At 68.5% G+C, this 3,566-nt stretch carries 3 protein-coding genes and 1 pseudogene; 2 read left to right on the top strand and 2 right to left on the bottom strand.

The genetic code is table 11. From position 1 onward, the window contains the following. Nucleotides 1–87, top strand: a pseudogene (locus ABZ714_RS34765) (XRE family transcriptional regulator); the annotation flags it as partial. A 327-nt stretch (nt 88–414) separates the two neighbouring features. On the opposite strand, the gene ABZ714_RS34760 reads toward ABZ714_RS34765, so the two are convergent. After that, nucleotides 415–1,023 (bottom strand): TetR/AcrR family transcriptional regulator, encoded by a 609-nt coding sequence (locus ABZ714_RS34760; RefSeq protein WP_358829370.1) that lies wholly within the window; start codon nt 1,021–1,023, stop codon nt 415–417. Nucleotides 1,024–1,075: 52 nt separating this feature from the next. Between ABZ714_RS34760 and ABZ714_RS34755 the strand changes: the two genes are divergently transcribed. After that, on the top strand, nt 1,076–2,059 hold the full coding sequence (locus ABZ714_RS34755) for a GNAT family protein (RefSeq protein WP_358829369.1): 984 nt from the start codon (nt 1,076–1,078) through the stop codon (nt 2,057–2,059). A gap of 210 nt (nt 2,060–2,269) precedes the next feature. On the opposite strand, the gene ABZ714_RS34750 is transcribed toward ABZ714_RS34755, so the two are convergent. Then, nucleotides 2,270–3,298 carry a S66 peptidase family protein gene (locus tag ABZ714_RS34750; protein ID WP_358829368.1) on the bottom strand — a complete coding sequence of 343 codons (1,029 nt, stop codon included), beginning with the start codon at nt 3,296–3,298 and terminating at the stop codon, nt 2,270–2,272. Between the last annotated feature and the right edge of the window lie 268 nt (nt 3,299–3,566).

Below are 3,566 nucleotides of genomic sequence, written 5' to 3'. Positions count from 1 at the left end.
ATGGCGATGCAGCTCGATCGGCTGGTTTCGGTCTCTCGCATTCCGAATGTCCGCCTCGGGGTCATCCCACTGGCAGGACGGATCCCAGAGATGCCACGCGCCCCGGCGCCTCGGCGCTCCGGGTGAGGTCCGCGCCTTCCGCCCTGCGGGGTGAATGTTGTCGGGCGACCGCGCCCGGTCGGTGGCTTGTCGCGCAGTTCCCCGCGCCCCTGGTTGCTCCTCTGCTCGGCCTTCGAAAGGCCGAGCGCCTTTCAGGGCGCCCGGGAGGGCATTCAGAGGTCGCTTTCTCCTATTGTTTCATCCTGGTATGCGGATTTGATCCGGTGATATCGGGTCGCGCCTGGATCAACCAACCAGAAGTGGTCCGGTGATGACACCTCCACGGTGGCACCGCGACGACACTTCACAGATGGCTCATCGCCGTGCGGGCCGGGGCGGTCCGATGGAGGCGAGGAAGTCGTCGACCATGGCGATCTGTACGTCCTCGGGAAACCGTCCGGGGTCGAAGAGTGCCTGGACGACGAGACCGTGGGTGAACGCGACTGCGGTGGCGGCGAGTTGCTCCGGGTCGGCGGCTTCAGGGACTTCGCCCAGGCCACGCGCGGCCTCGAAGTGCGGGCGGAACGTCGAGCGCAACCGGGTGTAGCGGCCGGCCTGGTCCGCGGCGAGTCCGTCGTCGGCGAGGGCCGGGTCCCAGGAGCTGACCCAGATGCGGTTGCGGGCGGTATCGCCCTCGGTCAGCGGCAGGATGTCCAGCAGCATGGCCCGCACGGTGGCCAGGCCGTCGGCCGGACGGTCGCGGCGAGGGCGTTCCGCGGTGCGCTTCTCCAGCAGGTCCAGCGCGTGCGCGATCAGGGACCGCTTGGTCGGGAAGTAGTGCATGAGCATCCCGGTCGAGACGCCCATCGCGGCTGCGACGGCGCGCAGGGTCAGCCCGCCGAAGCCCTTGTCGGCGAGGACCTGCCACACCGCCCGGGTCACGTCGTCACGGCGGGCTTCACGGTCTCCGGGTGCGGGCGGCATGCTGCTACCTTACGTACCGAACGCTTGTTACGTACCCAGGGACGGGGATTCCGTGTTCACACTGCCGCTCGGCGACACCGCTCAGCTACGTCCTCTGGAGCCCTGGCACACACAGGAGTTCCTCGCCCATATCGACCGCGCGCGACCCCATGTGGACCCGTGGATACCCTGGGCGACCTTCAGCACCGACCGCGCCTCCGCCGCCGCGCTCCTCCAGCGCTACGCGGACAAGCAGGCCGGGGACACCGCCCGGATCTACGGGATCTGGCTGGACGGCACACTCGTCGGCGGCGTCATGTTCGCACGCTTCGACAGCACCTCCGGAGTATGTGAGATCGGCTGCTGGCTGGAGGCCGCGGGGGAAGGCAGGGGGCTGGTGACCAGGGCGTGCCGGGCGCTGCTCGACTGGGCTTTCGCGGAGCGCGGGATGAGCCGGGCCGAGTGGTGGGTCTGGCCGGGCAACACCCGGAGCGTCGAGGTCGCGCGCCGGCTGGGGATGACCCGGGACGGTGTGCTGCGCAAGCACACCGAGTACCGGGGCGAGCGTCGCGACATCGAGGTCTGGTCGGTCCTGGCCGAGGAGTGGCCGCCCGCGCCGGAAACATCCGCGGGAGGCGTACCCGATTCCGAGGTCAAGGCCGAACTCGACCGGCTGACGCGTACCTTTTTCGACGCTTTCACCAACACCGGTGGCAGGCGGCCCGACCTCGGTGCCGTCCGTGAGGTGTTCATCGCGCGGGGGACGATCATCTCGAACTCCGGAGGCGCCGATGCCGGGCCGGTGGTGTACGACCTGGACTCCTTCATCGCTCCCCGGGAGCGGATGCTCACTGACGGGACGCTGACCGAGTTCTCCGAATGGGAGGTCGCCGAGCGGACCGAGGTCTTCGGGTCCATCGCGCACCGGTTCAGCGAATACCGGAAGTCCGGCATCCGGGACGGCGAGCGGTTCGAGGGCTCGGGCCGCAAGACGGTCCAGTTCGTACGGACCCCCATCGGCTGGCGGATGAGCTCGATGGCCTGGGAAGACGTGTAGTCGTCCGGTGATCCGGAAGCGACGGGTGCGTCAGCGCCGACCGACGGCGGGCCGGCCTCGTGCCCGGGGCGACGGCTACGAACACCCCGACCTGCCATCACGAAGTGGAGTTCGCCACCCTGTTCCTCGCCCGCGTCTCGGCGGCACCTGGCCGCAGGTCGTCGTGATGTAGTCGACATCGAAGCCGTTCAGGGCCTCTGGCCCGAGGCATCAGTCGAGTATCTGGGTCAGTTCGCTGCGAGTCGATGTGTGTACGACCCGGCCGCGTGCTCCGTTGACGATGGGCAGGTACGGCGGGACGTGGCCGCACTCGACATCGGCGATGATCGGAACGTTCAAGGGGCCGAGTGCGTCGAGCACGGCTTGGTGCTGGGTGAGCGAGTCGGCATCGGGTGCCGACGTCCGGGCGACGAGGACCGCGTTCGCCGTGTCGAAGAAGCCGGCCAGCCTCATCCCGTGCAAGTTCCTGGAGATGGCGAAGGCGTCGTGGCCGCCCGCTTCGACATACACGAGGAGCCCTTCCGGGGACTCGGCCCGTGCGAAGGCCGAGACATCGAGGTAGGCCGTTCCCGTGAGGTTGCACAGCATCTCGATACAGCCCCCGATCAGACGCCCCTCGACTTCCACATCCCCCTCACCGTCCAGCCGGGTCCATCTGCCGGGCGTGTCGAGCGTGTACTCGCGCACCTCGGGCTGGGCACGGTAGTCGTCCCAGCCCGTGGCCCGGTAGCGGTTCGGCGGGGTCTGCGTGTACCGATGCCCTCGCGGGGCGGCGGCGATGTCGAGCCATGACAACAGTCCTTCCGGCACCCGGTAAGGCGTGTCCATGAGGTTGTTGCCGTGCACGGTCGCCGTCCCGGTGAGGAGGGTCAGCGGTGTGATGATGGTCGACATGTCGGAGAACCCGACAAGCCAAGTCGGCTCGGCATCGCGCAGCCGGTCCCAGTCCAGCAGGGGCAGCAGGTCGATCGCCGTCTCCCCGCCCCACGGCGGCACCACGGCTCTGATGCCGGGATCCGTCAGCATCGACATCAGCTCTCGCGCGCGATCGGCGGCAGGGGCACTGACATGGCCGGCACCGTCCATGCAGCGGCCGACGACCACCTCGTATCCCCGGGCCTCTACATCGTGAATCGCCACGTCAAGGCGCCTGCGCAGCTCTTCCGGGACCCCGCTCGAAGGAGAGGTGACGCCGATGCGGTCACCAGGGTGCAGGGGGCGCGGATATCGAACTGACATGCGCAGAAGTCTGACACGACACCACAGCGGCACGATATCGACTTTCGGCACGCCCCGAAGAGCGGATCTGCCGGATCAGATGTCGGGAACAGATACTTTCGGGGCGCGGGGAACTGCGCGAGCAACTCGGTAGTCGGGGTGGTGGTTAGTTGATGTCGTCGTCGGGGGAGGGTCCGGCGCCGTGTTCGGCCGCGCAGGTGGGGCAGGCGTACTGAACGAGTGGGGGGCCGCTGGCTCGTTCGGTGACGCCGACTATGACGGGGGCTCC

Source organism: Streptomyces sp. NPDC006798, assembly GCF_040635975.1.
Taxonomy (GTDB): Bacteria; Actinomycetota; Actinomycetes; order Streptomycetales; family Streptomycetaceae; genus Streptomyces.
The sequence above is the reverse complement of the archived record's forward strand: the minus strand, read 5'-3'. Positions and strand labels throughout refer to the sequence as shown.